The sequence below is a fragment of the Ensifer sp. genome (assembly GCF_035999135.1).
Classification (GTDB): domain Bacteria; phylum Pseudomonadota; class Alphaproteobacteria; order Rhizobiales; family Rhizobiaceae; genus Ensifer.
In genome coordinates, this window is the sequence record NZ_DASYGZ010000046.1 from 88676 (window position 1) to 105543 (window position 16868).

At 64.7% G+C, this 16868-nt stretch carries 12 protein-coding genes; 11 read left to right on the forward strand and 1 reads right to left on the reverse strand.

Going from position 1 to position 16868, the window contains the following annotated elements:
- Window positions 1–38: 38 nt before the first annotated feature.
- The 4 genes from VGO12_RS04800 to VGO12_RS04815 all read left to right on the forward strand — a co-directional run bounded on the left by VGO12_RS04800 (window position 39) and on the right by VGO12_RS04815 (window position 4641).
- A complete protein-coding gene (locus VGO12_RS04800; RefSeq protein ID WP_327511579.1) occupies window positions 39–1082 on the forward strand; it encodes an amino acid ABC transporter substrate-binding protein in 1044 nt (347 codons plus the stop codon).
- A 20-nt stretch (window positions 1083–1102) separates the two neighbouring features.
- On the forward strand, window positions 1103–2293 hold the full coding sequence (locus VGO12_RS04805; protein ID WP_327511580.1) for an ABC transporter permease subunit: 1191 nt from the start codon (window positions 1103–1105) through the stop codon (window positions 2291–2293).
- Entirely contained in the window at window positions 2290–3363 is a 1074-nt protein-coding gene (locus VGO12_RS04810; protein ID WP_327511581.1) for an amino acid ABC transporter permease, read from the forward strand. The genes VGO12_RS04805 and VGO12_RS04810 overlap by 4 nt, the downstream gene beginning before the upstream one ends.
- A 69-nt stretch (window positions 3364–3432) precedes the next feature.
- A complete protein-coding gene (locus VGO12_RS04815; protein ID WP_327511582.1) occupies window positions 3433–4641 on the forward strand; it encodes a TIGR03862 family flavoprotein in 1209 nt (402 codons plus the stop codon).
- Between the two features lie 64 nt (window positions 4642–4705).
- On the opposite strand, the gene VGO12_RS04820 is transcribed toward VGO12_RS04815, so the two are convergent.
- Complete coding sequence (locus VGO12_RS04820; protein WP_327511583.1) at window positions 4706–6520, reverse strand: ABC transporter ATP-binding protein; 1815 nt, start codon at window positions 6518–6520, stop codon at window positions 4706–4708.
- Window positions 6521–7053: 533 nt separating this feature from the next.
- On the opposite strand from VGO12_RS04820, the gene VGO12_RS04825 reads away from it, so the two are divergent.
- The 7 genes from VGO12_RS04825 to VGO12_RS04855 all read left to right on the forward strand — a co-directional run bounded on the left by VGO12_RS04825 (window position 7054) and on the right by VGO12_RS04855 (window position 16789).
- The gene (locus VGO12_RS04825; RefSeq protein ID WP_327511584.1) at window positions 7054–8391 is read left to right on the forward strand and encodes an ABC transporter substrate-binding protein; all 1338 of its coding nucleotides are present in this window, start codon (window positions 7054–7056) and stop codon (window positions 8389–8391) included.
- Window positions 8391–10295, forward strand: coding sequence for an ATP-binding protein (locus VGO12_RS04830; protein ID WP_327511585.1), 1905 nt, complete (start codon window positions 8391–8393; stop codon window positions 10293–10295). Before VGO12_RS04825 ends, VGO12_RS04830 begins: the two co-directional genes overlap by 1 nt.
- Window positions 10292–11632 carry a sigma-54 dependent transcriptional regulator gene (locus tag VGO12_RS04835; RefSeq protein WP_327511586.1) on the forward strand — a complete coding sequence of 447 codons (1341 nt, stop codon included), beginning with the start codon at window positions 10292–10294 and terminating at the stop codon, window positions 11630–11632. Before VGO12_RS04830 ends, VGO12_RS04835 begins: the two co-directional genes overlap by 4 nt.
- 158 nt (window positions 11633–11790) lie before the next feature.
- On the forward strand, window positions 11791–13110 hold the full coding sequence (locus VGO12_RS04840; protein WP_414650675.1) for an ABC transporter substrate-binding protein: 1320 nt from the start codon (window positions 11791–11793) through the stop codon (window positions 13108–13110).
- Window positions 13111–13231: 121 nt separating this feature from the next.
- The gene (locus VGO12_RS04845) at window positions 13232–14941 is read left to right on the forward strand and encodes an iron ABC transporter permease (RefSeq protein ID WP_327511587.1); all 1710 of its coding nucleotides are present in this window, start codon (window positions 13232–13234) and stop codon (window positions 14939–14941) included.
- Between the two features lie 14 nt (window positions 14942–14955).
- Window positions 14956–16056 carry an ABC transporter ATP-binding protein gene (locus tag VGO12_RS04850; RefSeq protein WP_327511588.1) on the forward strand — a complete coding sequence of 367 codons (1101 nt, stop codon included), beginning with the start codon at window positions 14956–14958 and terminating at the stop codon, window positions 16054–16056.
- A gap of 73 nt (window positions 16057–16129) precedes the next feature.
- The gene (locus tag VGO12_RS04855) at window positions 16130–16789 is read left to right on the forward strand and encodes a histidine phosphatase family protein (RefSeq protein WP_327511589.1); all 660 of its coding nucleotides are present in this window, start codon (window positions 16130–16132) and stop codon (window positions 16787–16789) included.
- Window positions 16790–16868 lie beyond the last annotated feature (79 nt).

A 16868-nucleotide genomic window follows, 5' to 3' on the forward strand; every position in this document is an offset into this window, starting at 1 on the left:
GATGCGCAGTGACATTCTTTCTGGTTTTGGGGACCAACATGCAGCGAAAATTCAATCACCGAAAACTTTTCACGAAAACTCTTGCCGCGACGGCAGCGCTGGCGGCCGGCCTTTTCGCCACCTCGGCGCTTGCCGGTGAAACGCTCGACAAGATCAAGGCGCGCGGCGTCATCAAGGTCGGCGTCGGCACCACCCCCGGCTTCTTCTCGCCCGATAGCAGCGGCCGCTGGCAGGGCTTCTTCGTCGATTTCGGCCGCGCCATCGCCATCACCGTCTTCAACGACTCCGAAAAGGTCGAGTTCACCAACTCCTCGCCGCAGCAGCGCCTGCCGGCGCTGCAATCGGGCGAGTTCGACATCCTGCTTTCGGGCGTCACCCAAACGGTGAGCCGCGCCTTCAAGCTCGGCTTCCACTTCGGCCCCGTGGTCTTCTACGACGGCCAGGGCCTGCTGGTGCGCAAGGATCTCGGCGTCAGCAAGGGCGAGGAGCTCGACGGCGCGACGATCGGGGTTCAGAGCGGCACGACCGGCGAGCTCAACATTGCCGACTTCTTCCGCAAGACCGGCAAGGCCTTCACGCCTGTGACGATCGAGGAGACCGGTGAGTTCCTGAAGGCGCTCGACAGTGGCCGCGTCGATGCGCTCACCCAGGACGCGACCGATCTTGCCGCCAAGCGCACCCAGCTGTCCAAGCCCGACGATTACGTGCTTCTGCCGGAGCGCCTGTCGAAGGAGCCCCTGGCGCCGGCGATCCGCGCCGGTGACGACCAGTGGCTCGAAATCGTCAACTGGACCGTCTACGCGACGATCCAGGCCGAAGAGTTCGGCATCACCAAGGACAATGTCGACACGTTCCTGAAGAGCGAGGACCCGGCGATCAAGCGCTTCCTCGGCGTCGATCCGTCGCTCGGTGAAGCCATCGGGCTTGATCCGAAGTTCGCCTACAACATCGTCAAGACCGTCGGTAACTACGGCGAAATCTTCGAGCGCAACGTCGGCAAGGGCACGGCCCTCAACTTCGAGCGCGGCTACAACCAGCCCTGGACCGCAGGCGGCCTGCTCTATTCGCCGCCGTTCCGCTGAGCCGGTTCCAGGAACCTCGCATGAACCGCCATCTCAAACCGGGCCCTTCGGGGCCCGGACCCATCTCGCGCCTGCGCTCGTGGATCGGACCGCTGCCGCTGCAGCAGATCCTGCTATTCATCGGCGTCCTCGCGCTCTTTGCCTTTCTCGGCGTCAACACGGCCGACAGCATGCACCGGACGGGCCTCACGCCAGGCTTCGCCTTTCTTTCCCATCAGGCGAATTTCGAGATCGGCGAGAGCCTGTTGTCCTATTCCGCCGGCGACAGCTACGCCCGCGCGCTTTCCGCCGGCATTGCCAACACCGTGAAGGTCGCCGTCTTCGGCTGCCTCTTCGCAACGGTGCTTGGCGTCGCACTGGGCATTGCCAGGCTCTCCGGCAACTTCGTGCTGGCAACCCTCGTCCATGGCTACGTCGAACTGCTCCGCAACACGCCGCTGCTGTTGCAGCTGTTTCTCTGGAGCGCCATCGTCCATGCCCTGCCGCCGCCACGCGGCGCCTATGCGTTTCTCGACAGCATCTATCTCAGCAATCGCGGCGTCTATCTGCCCTCAGTGTCGATCGACGGCCTGCCGGCGGCGCTCTGGCTGCCGGCGGTGCTGCTGGTCGTGTTCGTCACCCACATCTTCGCGCGGCGCCTGCTTGCCGGCTCATCGTCCTACCTGCCGAAGACCGTCGGCAGCGTGCTCGGCGCGCTTGCGCTCTCCTACCTCGTACTCGTTTCGCTCGGCTTCACCGCCTCGGTCGAAGTGCCTGCCAAAGGCGGCTTCAACATCCGTGGCGGCCTGTCGCTGACACCGGAATTCGCGGCTCTCTTGGTCGGTCTCGTGGTCAACGCTTCCGCGTCGATCTCCGAGATCGTGCGCAGCGGCATCCAGTCGGTGACATCAGGCCAATGGGAGGCGGCCCGGGCGCTGGGGCTGAAGCCTGCGCAGATCATGCGCCTCGTCGTGCTGCCGCAGGCACTGCGCGTCATCACGCCGCTGATGATCTCCAGCTTCCTCGACCTTACGAAGAACTCGAGCCTTGCCGTCGCCATCGGCTATCCCGACCTTGTCAGCGTCGCCAACACGACGGCCAACACCACGGGCCAGGCGCTCGAAGCCATCATCATCATCGCCGCCGTCTACCTGACGATCAGCCTTGCGGTCTCGACGATCATGAACCTCTACAATCGACGCGTGGTGCTGCGCGGGGAGGCAAGACCATGAGCCAGATCGAACTTGCGCCGCCGGCAGTGCCGGACTGGCACCGCTGGCGTCAGGGGCTTTTCAGCGGCTGGACCAACGGGCTCGTCACGCTCGCAAGCCTTGCCTTGATCCTGTGGCTCTCGCTTCCCCTCATCCGCTGGTCCGTGATCGATGCGGTCTGGTACGGGACCGCGGCCGATTGCGCCGTGGAAAACGCCGGCGCCTGCTGGGCCTTCGTCGGCGCCAAGCTCCGTTTCATGCTCTTCGCCTTTTTTCCTCCCGGCGAGCAGTGGCGCCCGGCGCTGGTTGTCATCGCCATTTTGGCATCGCTGACCCTCTCGGCCCTTCCCCGATTCTGGAGTTTCAGACTGGTACCATTGTGGCTGGCCGTGCTCGTGGGAAGCTGGGTGCTGATGTCAGGGGCGCCCGGCATGACCACGGTTTCGACCAACCATTGGGGCGGCCTGCCGATCACGCTTGCGGTCTCGATCGCCAGCCTCGCCTTCGCCTTTCCCTTGGCCCTCCTCCTCGCGCTCGCCCGTCAATCGGATATGGGCATTGTGCGTTCGCTCGCCATCGCCTTCATCGAAGTGCTGCGCGGCGTGCCGATGATCGCCGTTCTCTACGTGGCGATGCTGATCGTGCCGATGGCGCTGCCGAGCGGGGCTGCGATCGACAAACTGCTGCGCGCCGAGATCGGCGTCACCTTGTTCTTTTCCGCCTATCTGGCCGAAGTCATCCGCGCCGGCCTGCAGGTGATCCCGGCGGGGCAGACGGAGGCGGCGCTGTCCCTCGGTCTTAGCCGCGTCCAGATGTTGAGGCTGGTGGTGCTGCCGCAGGCGCTGCGGGCCGTCATCCCGGCGATCGTCAACCTGTCGATCGGCATCGTGCTCAACACCTCGCTGCTTGCCGTCATCGGCATCTACGATCTCTTGAATGCCGCAAAGACTTCGGCGACCGACCCGAACTGGCTCGGCTTCTACAGCGAGGCCTATATCTTCGCAGCCATGGTCTATTTCGCCATCTGCTTCACCGGTTCGCGCTACAGCCTCTGGCTGGAGCGCAAGCTCAACAGTACCGGTCACCGTTGAGTGGGGTTGCGTGCCACGTCGCGCCGGGCCAAGAGTGCGGCGACGTGACAACTGTGACCGGGCAAGCGCATGCGACAAAAGAACATCGCCATCATCGGCGGCGGGCCAAGCGGACTGATGGCCGCCGAGGTGCTGTCGGGATCCGGCCACGCCGTCACCGTCTACGACAGCATGCCGACGGTCGCGCGCAAGTTCCTGCTTGCCGGAAAATCCGGGCTCAACATCACCCATTCCGAAGACTACGCGACCTTCGCCGATCGCTTCGGCAGCGCGTCGCCCCGACTGCGCGCAGCACTCGACGCCTTCACCCCCAGGGATGTCAGGCAATGGGCAAGCGCCCTCGGCACGGAAACCTTCGTCGGCACGTCGGGCCGTGTCTTCCCCGAGGTGATGAAGGCGTCGCCGCTGCTGCGCGCCTGGTTGAAATTGCTGGAAGGCCGCGGCATTCGCATCCTGAACCGCCATCGCTGGAGCGGATTTGAGGGCGACGAGCTCGCATTCAATACGCCCGATGGCAAAAAGCTGATCAGCGCCGACGCCACGCTGCTCGCGCTCGGAGGGGCGAGCTATCCTCGTCTCGGATCCGACGCCGCCTGGGTTTCCTGGCTGGGCGACAGGGACGTCGCCGTCGCCGACCTCAAGCCCGCCAATTGCGGCTTCGACGTCGACTGGAGCGAAACCTTCCGCGCGCGTTTCGCCGGCGCGGCGCTGAAGGCCGTGACTGCAACATCGGAAGCCGGCACCGTCCCGGGCGAATTCGTCGTCAGCGGAAGTGGTATCGAAGGCAGCCTGGTTTACGCCCACACGAGCGCGCTCAGGGACCGGATTTTGCGCGGCGCACCGGCCGAACTGGTGATCGACCTCGCGCCGGCGCGACCCGTGGAAAAACTGGACAAGGATCTCGGGCGCTTCGACAGCAAGACCAGCTTTTCCAATCGCCTGCGCAAGGGCGCCGGGCTCGAAGGTGTGAAAGCGGCCCTACTTCGCGAGCTTTCGCCGGATGCCCCGCGTTTGCCGCCGCCCGATCTCGCCGCATTGATCAAGGCTTTGCCGATCCCGCTCCTGCGCCCGCGCCCGATCGCCGAAGCGATTTCGTCGGCGGGCGGCGTGACGTGGAACGCGATCGATGACGACTTCATGCTGAAGGCCTTGCCCGGCACCTTCGTCGCCGGCGAGATGATCGACTGGGAGGCGCCGACGGGCGGTTATCTCTTGACCGCCTGCTTTGCCACCGGCCGCGCCGCCGCGCGCGGCATCGACCGCTGGCTTCGTCGGTAGAACGAGAAATCGCCGCACCTTCTTCAGGCGCGGCGATGGTTCTTAAATGCGCAGGCGGCACTTCTTACTGGTCGTTCAGCACCAGTCCCTTGGTCAGTTCGAGCGCCTGGCGCTCGAACAGGCCGCGGTAGATCCCGCCGTCAAGCCGGATCAGCGCATCGTGCGTGCCTTCCTCGGCGATCCGGCCGTGATCGAAGACCAGCAGCCGGTCGAGCGCGCGGACGGTCGACAGCCGGTGCGCGATGACCAGCGTCGTGCGCCCGAGCATCAGCCGCTCCATCGCCTGCTGGATCAGTACCTCCGATTCCGAATCGAGGCTCGATGTCGCCTCGTCGAGGATCAGGATCGGCGCATCCGCAAGGAAGGCGCGGGCAATCGCGATGCGCTGGCGCTCGCCACCCGAAAGCTTGACACCGCGTTCGCCGACCAGCGTGCCGTAGCCCTTCGGCAGCGCCGTGATGAAGTCGTGGGCGCTCGCAAGCTTTGCCGCCTTCTCGATCTCGCTCTGCGTGGCATCCGGCCGCGCATAGGCGATGTTTTCCGAGAGCGAACGATGGAACAGGATAGGCTCCTGCTGAACGATCGCGATCTGCTGGCGCAACGACGTTTGCCCCACCGATGCAATGTCCTGCCCGTCGATCCGGATCTCGCCGGCCTTCAGGTCGTGCAGGCGCTGGATCAGCTTGACGAAGGTCGTCTTGCCCGAACCGGAATGGCCGACGAGGCCGACACGTTCACCCTCGCGGATCGTCACCGAGAACCGGTCGTAGAGCGGCTTGCGGTGCGCACCGTAGTGGAACGTCACATCCCGGAACTCGATGCGGCCGTCGGTGATCCGGATCGGCTTGGCGTCCGCCTTGTCCTCGATGCCGAGCGACTGGCCATGGATGTCGACGAGCTCTTCCATGTCGTTGATCGAACGCTGCAAATTGCGAATGTGCTGCCCGACTTCGCGCAGGTAACCCTGCAGGATGAAGAACGAGGTGAGCACGAAGGTGATGTCACCCGCCGTCGCCTGCCCGCGCGACCACAACAGGAGCGCAAAGCCGATCACCGCCGCGCGCAAGACGAGCAGCATCGCCCCCTGCGTAGTGCCGTTGGTCGTGCCGCGGATCCAGGTGCGACGCGTGCGGTCGCGCCACTTGGCGAGCACCTTGGCAAGCCGCGCATCTTCGCGGCTCTCCGCTCCGAAGCCCTTGACCACGATATTGCAGCTCACCGCATCGGCAAGCGCACCGCCGAGCTTGGTGTCCCAGCGGTTGGCAAGGCTCGCCATCGGCGCGACATATCCGAGCGACAGCAGGATCGTCACCACGATGAAGACGATCGAACCGATACCGATGATGACACCCATCATCGGCCAGTAGAGCGCCATCAGCACGGTGGAGCCGACGAGCATGACGACCGACGGGAACAGCGCCACAAGCAGTGTGTCGTTCAGGAGATCGAGCGCCCACATGCCGCGCGTCACCTTGCGCACGGTCGACCCGGCAAAGCTGTTGGCGTGCCAGTCGGTCGAGAAGCGCTGGATGCGATAAAACGCGGCCGACGCGATGTCAGCCATCATTTTCAGCGTCAGATCGGTGACCCCCAGGAACGTGAAGTGCCTGAGAATGATCGCGCCGAGCGAGAGCGCCATCAGCATCCAGAAGGCGGCGATCGCCGCGTCCCAGGCAATCTGATCGGCGGCAGCACCTGAAACGACGGCGTCGACCAGCCGGCCCGAATAGAGCGGCGTCAGGACGTCGGCGAGCGTCGACACGAGAACCATGCCGAGGATGATGCTGATCCTGACCGGCTGCGCTTTCCAGTGGGACCAGGTGAAACCGAGAACGCTGCGGAAAGCCCCGCCGCGCAGGTCGATACGAGTAAAAGCCATAATATCTGCCCGATGCGCGTGCATCGGCCTCAAAACGATTTCAGAACGGATTATGCCGAAAAAAGGAACCCAGCTTCCGATGCGGCATCATGGATCTGGCAGCATCCTGCAAGGAGGACGGGCCAAGGTCAGCGAGAAGGACTCCGACCTGGAAAAGACGGAAAGGCGAAAATGCCCTTCCCGGACCAGTTCAGAACTGTACGCCGCCCCGTAGGGAGAAAGAAAAAGCTGGCATCTTTTGAAACCTCCCTGATTGGTTGCCGGAAGACGACCTATAGGCGATCCGCGCGCAACCGCCAAGTGCAGAAATCTTGCAGTCGTGGCAATCGTCGCGGCTGCGACCTGTTTGCAACAGTCGCCAGACGTGCCAGTGGGGTTTACGGCGGCGCCCTCTTCGTGGAAAGTGCGGCCACGATCACCGACCGCGGCATGCCGCGAAACGGCGACGATTTTGGGAGGAGCCGCGGGAAAGCCGAACCGACAACGATCGGCCGGACAAGTGCGGTGGGAGTGATTTGACAAGAGTCCGGTTCTTGATTGCCGCGGCCACGCTGCCGCTGATCCTGCTTGTCCTCGGTGCGGCGGCAGCGGGCGCGCGCGCCGCCGAAAAGCAGGCTCTCGTGGTCGTCACATCCTATCCGCCGTCCTTTTTCGAACCGTTCCGCGCCGCGTTCGAAACGGCCAATCCCGACATCCGGGTCTCGATCGTCCAGCGCAACACCGCGAGCGCCAGCCGTTTCGTCATCGAGAAGGCGGACGTCCAGGCGGATGTCTTCTGGGCCTCGGCCGCCGACGCTTTCGAGCTTCTGAAGCGCAACGGCAGCCTGCGGCCGATCGCTCCGCGCGACACCGGGGCGCCTGAAAGGGTGTTCGGCTACCCGGTCAACGACCCGGAAGGCTACTACCTCGGCTTCGCGCTGTCGGGTTACGGCTTCGTCTACAATCCCTCCCATCTCGCCCAGAACAGGCTGCCTGCTCCGACGCATTGGCAAGACCTGCTCAATCCGATCTATTCCGGCCAGATCGGCATCACCACGCCGTCGCGTTCGGGCACGACGCATCTGATCGTCGAAGCGCTCCTGCAAACCTATGGGTGGGAGGAAGGTTGGGCGATGCTGTCCCGGCTTGGCGGCAACCTCTCGACGGTCACCGCCCGCAGTTTCGGCGTCGCGTCCGGCGTGGCGCAGCGCCGCTTCAGCATCGGCATCACCATCGATTTCCTGGCGAGCACACCCGAATTCACCCGCGCCGGCAACATCTTCGTTCTGCCGCCTGATACCGTCTTCGTCCCCGCGAGCATCGCCATTCTCGCCCGCTCCCGCAATGTTGCGGCCGCCGAGCGGTTCGTCGACTTCGTCCTGTCAGAGGCCGGACAGAAGCTCCTGCTCTCGCCGGCGATCGCCCGCATCCCCGTCAATCCGACGCTCAACGATGGCCTTCTGCCTGATCACGACGGCGCAAGCCTGCTGAAAACGAGCGGCTTCGACGCCGCCTTGTCGGCGCGCAGATACGGGCTCGTCAATCTGATCTTCGACGACTATATCGTGCGCCGCCGGGCGACGCTTGCCCGCCTTTGGAAGAGGGTCTCGGACCTGGAGGCGATGGAGATCAAGGACGCACAACGGCTGAGTATGCTGGCAAGGGCGAAACGCCTGTTGTCGACCCCGCCGATTTCGGCAAGAGAGGTCGAAACCGTCGCTCCGGCACTGCAGGGGGAATGGCCGCGCGGCGTCGCGCGTTCGCCTGCCCATGCGGCACTGGCGAGCAGTCTGCGCGCAAAAATCGAACGGAACCTTGCGGAAGCTGAAGGGCTGCTTTCGTCGACCGCCCAGCCCGTCGGCAATATCAACCTCCACCCATGGCGGCAGTGATGGCGGCGACGGTCGAAACCTCTGCACCGCAGGCGCGATGGCGCTTCGGCATCGGCGCCCGTCTCGCGCTCGCCTTCGTCGCGATCGTTGGCTTTGCCGTCGTTGCCTGCATCGTCGGCTGGCTTTCCTATGAGCGGCTGTCGGGCGAACTGTCGCGCATGACGGACGAGCAGATGCCGCAGCTCGCCTTCGCGTCGCGGCTGTCGAAGGCCGGCGCCGATATCGGCTCGGTGACATCAGTGCTGGCCGGCGCCGAAAGCCGCGCCGAATACAACGAAATCCGCAGCACCTATACCAGCCGCCTTGCCGCCCTGCGCGCCCTGCTTGAGGAAAATGCGGCCCAGTCCAGCACCGCTGCCTTGATGCCGCTTGCCGAAGCGATCGCGGCGAACCTGAACAAAATAGACCTTGCCGCCGGCAAGCGCTTCACCCTACGCGAAGCCATGCGCTCCGACATCGACGAATTGCGCTGGGTTCAGACCGACCTGCTCGAGGAAGCCGACCCGCTCGTCGACGATATCCGCTTCAACATCGAGACGGAAACACGCAAGGGCGAAGGGGCGGCAGCCCTTGCGGAACAGCAGAAAAGCGAGGCGCTACTGACCGTCGTCTCCCAGGCCAACCTCGCCACGGGTCTGATCGGTCGCCTCGTCAATGCCACCACCAATGAGGAGATGCAGGAAACCAACGCCTTCCTCGGCGACAGCGCCGACGAGCTAGCGAGCCGCATCAGCTCGCTCGACGGATGGCCTGACAGCATCACCGTGCGGCAGCTGGCGCGACGCATCCTCGACCAGTCGAACGCTTCGACCGGCATCCCCAACCGCAAGCGTTCGGAAATGCGGCAGGCAGCGACCCTTGGCGAGCTTGCCGCCGAAAACAGCCGGCTGGTGGACGCGCTGGGGCGAAAGATCGAGACCGAAGTGGTCGCGATCGAAGCGAGTGCGGCCGACGCTGCAAGGCGCGCGGCCGCCGCGATCGAAACTGGCCGCAGCCTGCTGGTGGCAATCGCCGCGCTTGCGGTGATCGTCGCAACCGCGATCGGCTACTTCTATGTCCACCGCAACCTCATTGCCCGCATTCGACTGCTGGCCGCCGCCGCGGGCGCGATCAGCGGTGGCCGTCCGGCCGCCCCGATCCCCCCTCCCGAGGCTGACGAACTCGGCGATCTCTCCCGCGCGCTGACGTTGTTCCGCCAGACCCGGGATGAGCTGATCCAGTCGGCCAAGCTCGCGGCACTCGGACAGATGGCAGCCGGCATCGGCCACGAACTCAATCAGCCGCTGGCGGCACTTCGCGCGCACATTCATAGCGCCGGAACCCTGATTGGCCGCGGCAAGGGCGATCAGGCGGTCAACAATCTCGACAAGATGAAAGGGCTGACGGCGCGCATGGCCGACCAGATCAGCCACATCCGGCGGTTCGCCCGGCGTCCGGATGCGCAGCTGCGGCCGGTCGATCTGGGTGCCGCGGTCCGCGATGCGCTGAGCCTGCTCGAACACCGTTTCGAGGAGGAGGCGGTCGAGCTCGAACTCGCCATTGCCGAGAACGATCCCGTGTTGGTCATGGCCGAGCCGGTGCGCCTTGAACAGGTCGCCGTCAATCTCATCGGCAATGCACTTGATGCCGTCTCCAGCCAACCGACGCGGCGCGTCAGTGTTGCGGTCGAAGCGTCGGCCGGAAGCGCCCGGCTTGTTGTCGCCGACACCGGTCACGGCATTGCGCCGGCGGATATCAGGACCGTGTTCGATCCGTTCTTCACCACCAAACCCGTAGGCTCGGGTCTCGGCCTCGGCCTGTCGATCTCCTACAACATCGTCAAGGATTTCGGCGGCGACATCGCGGTCCTCGACACCGGCCCTGCCGGCACACGTTTCCTCGTATCCCTGAAAGGACCGGAATGAGACCGGAAGCGGACATCATCCTGATCGACGACGACGCGAGCGTGCTGGAGGCCTGCTGCCAGGTGCTCGAACTCGAGGACTTCAGCGTCGCCCCGCACGGCTCCGTCGCCGCAGCCCTTGCCGGTCTTCGCGCCGACAGCCAGACCGTGATCGTTTCGGACGTGCGCATGCCCGACCATGACGGCTTCGATCTGGTCGCCGCCGTGCGCAAGATCGACCCGGATATCCCGATCATCCTCATGTCCGGGCACGGCGACATCCCGATGGCGCTGCGGGCGATGCGCGAAGGCGCCTGGGACTTCCTCGAAAAGCCGGCTGACCCCGTGCATCTGATCGAAACAGTGCGCCGCGCCCGCGAACACCGGCGGCTGCTGCTCGAAAACCGGCGGCTGCGGCTCTCCGTCGACACGGACGGCTGGGAGACGCGGCTGATCGGGCATTCGGCGCCGATGGTGGCGCTGCGCGACAAGCTGCAGCGCATCGCGGCCGCCTCAGCCGACGTGCTGATCATCGGCGACACCGGCACCGGCAAGGAGGTCACGGCAAGGGCGCTGCACGATTTCAGCGGCCGCAAGGGTCGCTTCGTCGCCGTCAACTGCGGCGCCATCCCCGAGACCATGCTCGAATCCGAGCTTTTCGGCCACGAGGCCGGCGCCTTTACCGGCGCGCGCGAAAAGCGCATCGGCAAGATCGAATATGCCGATGGCGGCACGCTGTTTCTCGACGAGATCGAGTCCATGCCGGTCGCGGCCCAGGTGCGGCTGCTGCGCGTGCTGCAGGAGCGTGTCATCGAGCGCCTCGGCTCGAATGTCGAACTGCCCGTCAACATCTGCGTGGTGGCGGCGACCAAGGCCGATCTGCACGACGCCGCGCGACGCGGGGAATTTCGCGAGGACCTTGCCTATCGCCTCGATATCGCCCGGGTCGAACTGCCGCCGCTCGCGCGCCGCAAGGGCGACGTCGGCCTGTTGTTCCAGCACTTCCTCGGCCTCGCCGCCAAGCGACAGGGACGCACCCCGCCATCGGTCAGCGCGGATCACCTCGCCGACCTCAACGCCCGCCCTTGGCCCGGAAACGTTCGCGAGCTGCGCAATGTTGCCGAGCGCTTCGTGCTCGGCCTGGAGGAGCGCGCCGGGGCCAACGCAGCGACTGCGAGCTACGAAACACTGGAAGCGCAGATGGACCGGCTGGAGCGAACCATTCTGATCAACAGCCTCGCCAGAAACGACGGCCGCGTCGGCGCAACGGCGGATACCCTCGGCATCTCCCGCAAAACGCTTTATCTGAAAATGCGCAAGTTCGACATCGACGCCCGGAGCGATGGCGACGAGGGGTGATGTTACCCTTTTGACCCCGTCTCACCGGCCAAGATGTTACCTTTCTTTCCCATACCGGCGCGAGAACGCCCGGTTCTGCAGGTTTTTCAATCTGGCACGGGCCTTGCTCTCAAGAGGTCAGCCGCCAAAAACCGGCGGCCTATTGGGAGGAGATACCTATGTTGAAAACCATCGCGACAGCGATGCTGATGTCGGCTGCGTTCATCGTGACGGCCCATGCCCAGGACGGCGGCAAGGTGACGATCGTCACCTCGTTCTCCAAGGACGTGACCGATCCGTTCAAGGCGGGCTTCGAGGCCGCCAATCCCGGCTTCACCCTCGACGTCCAGAACAAGAGCACAAGCTCGGGCGTGAAGTATATCGACGAGACCAAGGTCAACAACCAGGTCGATCTGTTCTGGGCGTCGGCACCGGACGCCTTCGACAGCCTGAAGAGCAAGGAGCTGCTCGCAAAATTCACGCCGTCGGTGACGGGCCTGCCGGAAAAGGTCGGCTCCTATCCGGTCAACGATCCGGACGGCTTCTATTTCGGCTTTGCCGCGTCGGGTTACGGCATCATGTCGAATGACCGCTATCTGGAAGCCAACAACGTGCCGAAGCCGGCCGAGTGGGGTGACCTCGCCAAGCCCGAATACTTCGACCACGTCGCGATCGCCGCGCCGTCGCGTTCCGGTACCACGCATCTGACGATCGAGACGATCCTGCAGGGTGAAGGCTGGGACAAGGGTTGGGGCACGCTCAAGGGCATCGGCGGCAACCTGCAGCAGGTAACCGAACGCTCCTTCGGCGTTCCGGATGCCGTCAACTCCGGCCAGACCGGCATTGGCATCGTCATCGACTTCTTTGCCTTCTCGGCCCAGGCGAGCGGCTTCCCTGTCAGCTTCGCCTATCCGTCGGTCACGACGGTCGTGCCGGCCAATATCGGCATCGTTGCCAATGCCCCGAACCAGGCGGGTGCCGAGGCCTTCGTCAATTACATCCTGTCGGAAAAAGGCCAGGAAGTCCTGCTCGAGCCGGCGATCCGTCGCCTGCCGATCAACCCGGCCCTCTATGCCAAGGCGCCCGAGGGCTTCCCGAACCCCTTCAAGGATCCGCGCTTCCAGTCGATGATCACCTTTGACAGCGACGCCTCGAAGAAGCGCACCGACGTTGTCGACACGCTGTTCGACCAGCTGATTTCCTTCCAGCTCGAAAACCTCAAGGGCGCCACCCAGGCGATCCATGCGGCCGAAAAGGCGCTCGCCGCCAACGAACAGCCGGCCGCCCGCGCGCTTCTCGACGAAGCCAAGGCCCTGATCGCCGCCATGCCGATCACCGCGGACGAAGCAGCGAGCAAGGAAACCCGCGACGCCTTTACCGGTGGCGAGGACAAGACCGCTCGCCAGGCGGAACTGGAACAGAAGTGGGCCGCCTTCGCGACGGAGAAATATGCCGCCGCCAAGTCCAAGGCTGAGGAAGCCCTGAACCTCGTCGACTAACTGGCGACAGCGACCGCCCGCCCAAGCAGCGGGCGGTCATGCTCCCTAAACATCATAGCTTCGCCGACCCTGGCGCGTCTCGACGCGTCGGGCTGGACGAACTCATTCCGGAGTCTGCCCCATGGCGCTCGTCGCTTCCGTTCCAATCAGGCCCTTTGCGGCCAAACCAGGCCAGATCCTGGCGGTCTCGGTGATCGCCCTGTTCCTGGGGATCTTCCTGGTCATCCCCGCCGGCACGGTGATCTATACCGCCTTTACCGAGAAGGGCACCGGCGCCCTGACCTTCGTCAATTTCATCGACTTCTTCAACACAGACCTCTTCCGCCGGTCCTTCTTCAACTCGGTCTATGTTTCCGGCATGTCGGTCGTCTGGGCGAGCGCCATCGCGCTGCCGCTCGCGGTGCTGACTACCCGCTTCGATTTCCGCGGCTCGCTCATCATCCAGACGCTCGGCTTCGTGCCGCTGATCATGCCGCCCTTCGTCGGCGCGGTTGCGATGCAGCTTCTCTTTGGCCGCAACGGCACGGTGAACCTGCTTCTCAACGATTGGTTCGGTATCCGCATCCCCTTCATGGAGGGACTGAACGGCGTCATCTTCGTGCAGTCGCTGCACTATTTCCCCTTCATTCTGATCAACCTGTCGACCAGCCTGCGCAACATCGACCGGTCGATGGAAGAGGCCGCCCAGAACCTCGGCTCCTCCGGTTTTCGCCTGTTCCGCCGCATCGTCTTTCCGCTTGCCATGCCCGGCTATCTCGCCGGCGCCTCGCTGGTCTTCGTCAAGGTTTTCGACGATCTGGCGACGCCGCTGCTCCTCAACGTCAAGGACATGCTGGCGCCGCAGGCCTATCTGCGCGTCACCTCGGTCGGGCTGACCGATCCGATGGGCTACGTCATCTCGGTCATCCTGATCGTCGTCTCGATCTTCGCCATGTGGCTGTCGGCCGTCGCCATGCGCGGCAAGGACTATTCGACGGTGCAGCGCGGCGGCGGTGGTCTCTCCCGTCGCAAGCTCAGCCGTGGCGAAAGCGTGATCGCCTATGGCGTCGTCGCGCTGATCCTGCTGCTGGTGCTGTCGCCGCATATCGGCCTCCTGCTGCTGTCCTTCGCCACCGTCTGGTCGTTCAGCCCGCTGCCGGACGCCTATACCGTCGCCCATTACGGTCGGGTCTTCGGCGAAAGCTCGCTCTACATCAAGAACACGCTGATCTATGCGAGCCTTGCCGGCCTGATCGACGTGGTCATTGGCGGCGCCATCGCCTATCTGGTGCTGCGCACCAAGGTCATCGGCCGCCGCTGGCTCGACTGGGCGGCCACAGCAGCGCTCGCCATCCCCGGCGTCGTGCTCGGGATCGGCTATCTCAGAACCTTCTACGGCATCACGCTGCCCGACGGTACGCCGCTTGCGACCCTCTGGGTCATGGTGGTTCTGGCGCTTGCCATCCGCCGCCTGCCCTATGCGCTCAGGGCCTGCTACGCGGCCCTGCAGCAGGTATCGGAATCACTCGAAGAGGCCGCCGAAAACCTCGGCGCGACCAAGCAGCGGACCATCCGCCGCATCGTCCTGCCGCTGATGACAGGCGGCCTGCTCGCCGGCTTCGTCACCAGCTTCTCGACCGCCGCCGTCGAACTCTCGGCGACGCTGATGCTGATCCAGAGCAATTCGGACGCACCGATTGCCTATGGCCTCTATGTCTTCATGCAATCGCCGGCCGGTCGCGGTCCGGGTGCAGCCCTCGGCGTCATCGCCGTGATCATGGTCGCGCTCTGCACGCTCCTGTCCCATTACGTCATCGAGCGCCGCCAGAAGGCGCTTGGGACGGCCAAATAATTCGGGAGGAAACAATGACAGTGAACATCAACAGCGCCGCACTCGCCGCAGGCCCCGCCAAGGCGATCAGCATCAGCGACGTCAATCTCTACTACGGCGCGCTGCATGTGCTGAAGAACATCAACCTCGAGATCCAGCCGGGCGAATTCTTCGCCTTCCTCGGCCCGTCCGGCTGTGGCAAGACCACGTTGCTGCGGCTAATCGCCGGCTTCAACAATGCCCGCCAGGGCAAGGTCGTCATCGGCGGCCAGGACGTGCTCGACATGCCGCCGTGGAAACGCGACATCGGCATGGTCTTCCAGTCCTATGCGCTCTGGCCGCACATGACGGTCGCCGCCAACGTCGCCTTTGGCCTCGAGGAGCGGCGCCTGCCGCGCGCCGAGGTCGATCGCCGCGTCAAGGCGGCGCTGGAGCTTGTCGGCCTCAAGCACCTCGCCGACCGCCGGCCGTCGCAGCTCTCGGGCGGCCAGCAGCAGCGCGTCGCACTCGCCCGCACCATCGCCATCGAGCCCAAGGTGCTGTTGCTCGACGAGCCGCTCTCCAACCTCGACGCCAAGATGCGCGTCGAAGTCCGGCGTGAACTGCGCGAGCTGCAGCAGCGGCTGCAGCTGACGACGATCTTCGTCACCCACGACCAGGAAGAGGCAAACACCGTCTGCGACCGCATCGCCGTCTTCAACGAGGGCAGCATCCAGCAGGTGGGAACGCCGATGGGGCTCTACGAGAAGCCGGCCAACCTGTTTGTCGCCAACTTCCTCGGCACCGCCAACATTCTCGACGGCAAGGTGGCAGGTTCCGGCGCGTCCCGCAGCTTCGAGGTGGTGGGCGGCGGCTCGATCCCGATCCCGGCGGGAACCGAAGTGCCGGCCGGCGCCAAGCTCGTCTTCCGTCCGCAATATGCGACGATCGGCAGCCTCGAGCCCGGCGCCGTCGCGCTCGAGGGGATCATCGCGCACCGCGAGTTCCTCGGCGCAACGGTGCGCTACGGTGTCCGGATCGGGGCGGCGACGGTGCTGATCGACGCGCCCTTCCACTCCGGCGACGCATTGCTCGAGCCCGGGGCGGCGACGACACTTGGTCTCAAGCCATCGTCGGCACAGTGGCTCGCCCACTGAAAGTCCAAATGAGCGTCCGCCGGTTCTGGCCGGCGGACACCATCTCCCCATCAAACTGTCTCCCGAGTTCCGAATGACGAAAAACCTTCCGAGCCTCATCCTCATCCGCCACGGCGAAACCCAATGGAACGTCGCCGGCCGCCTGCAGGGCCGCAGGGACACACCGCTCACCGCCAATGGCGTGCGCCAGGCGCTCGCTGTCGGCTTGCGCCTTGCCGAGCGCATCGGGCAAGAGGAAACCTTGAATTTCTGGGTCAGCCCCTTGGGCCGCGCCCGCCAGACCGCCTCGATTCTCGCCGACACCTGGTCGATCCCGTTTGATCGCTTTGTGGAGGCGGCACCTCTTGCGGAACGGTCCTATGGCGCCTGGGAGGGCCTTGCCCATGACGAGATCGAACGCGATCTGGCCGATCAGTATCATGCGCACAGCACGGATCCTTTCGACTATTCGATGCCCGGCGGCGAAAGCAGGACGACGGTCGCCGCCCGACTGCAGGATTGGCTGGACACGCTCGATCACGACCGGACCCATGTGGTCGTCACCCACAGCGGTTGCTTGAGGGCGCTGCGTGGCATCTATACCGCAGCCTCGCGCGACGAAATCCTCGCCTACCGCGAACCGCAAACCGCCTCGTTCCTGATGACGCCGGGCGGTGAGACCATGCTCGACATTCCCGTCAACGTTTTACGGGCGCTTGGCTGCGACGGCGCAGGCCGCACGGTCTGGATCTGACGAAACGAACACGAAGCGGAAAACGCCGCGCGTGAAATTCACGCGCGGCGCTCGATCATCGGGCACGGGCGTTTGCGCC

Coding starts and splice junctions, on each gene's coding strand:
- VGO12_RS04805 (WP_327511580.1), top strand. CDS start 1,103: ATGAACCGCCATCTCAAACCGGGCCCTTCGGGGCCCGGACCCATCTCG.
- VGO12_RS04800 (WP_327511579.1), top strand. CDS start 39: ATGCAGCGAAAATTCAATCACCGAAAACTTTTCACGAAAACTCTTGCC.
- VGO12_RS04850 (WP_327511588.1), top strand. CDS start 14,956: ATGACAGTGAACATCAACAGCGCCGCACTCGCCGCAGGCCCCGCCAAG.
- VGO12_RS04845 (WP_327511587.1), top strand. CDS start 13,232: ATGGCGCTCGTCGCTTCCGTTCCAATCAGGCCCTTTGCGGCCAAACCA.
- VGO12_RS04855 (WP_327511589.1), top strand. CDS start 16,130: ATGACGAAAAACCTTCCGAGCCTCATCCTCATCCGCCACGGCGAAACC.
- VGO12_RS04820 (WP_327511583.1), bottom strand. CDS start 6,520: ATGGCTTTTACTCGTATCGACCTGCGCGGCGGGGCTTTCCGCAGCGTT.
- VGO12_RS04835 (WP_327511586.1), top strand. CDS start 10,292: ATGAGACCGGAAGCGGACATCATCCTGATCGACGACGACGCGAGCGTG.
- VGO12_RS04815 (WP_327511582.1), top strand. CDS start 3,433: ATGCGACAAAAGAACATCGCCATCATCGGCGGCGGGCCAAGCGGACTG.
- VGO12_RS04830 (WP_327511585.1), top strand. CDS start 8,391: ATGGCGGCGACGGTCGAAACCTCTGCACCGCAGGCGCGATGGCGCTTC.
- VGO12_RS04810 (WP_327511581.1), top strand. CDS start 2,290: ATGAGCCAGATCGAACTTGCGCCGCCGGCAGTGCCGGACTGGCACCGC.
- VGO12_RS04840 (WP_414650675.1), top strand. CDS start 11,791: ATGTTGAAAACCATCGCGACAGCGATGCTGATGTCGGCTGCGTTCATC.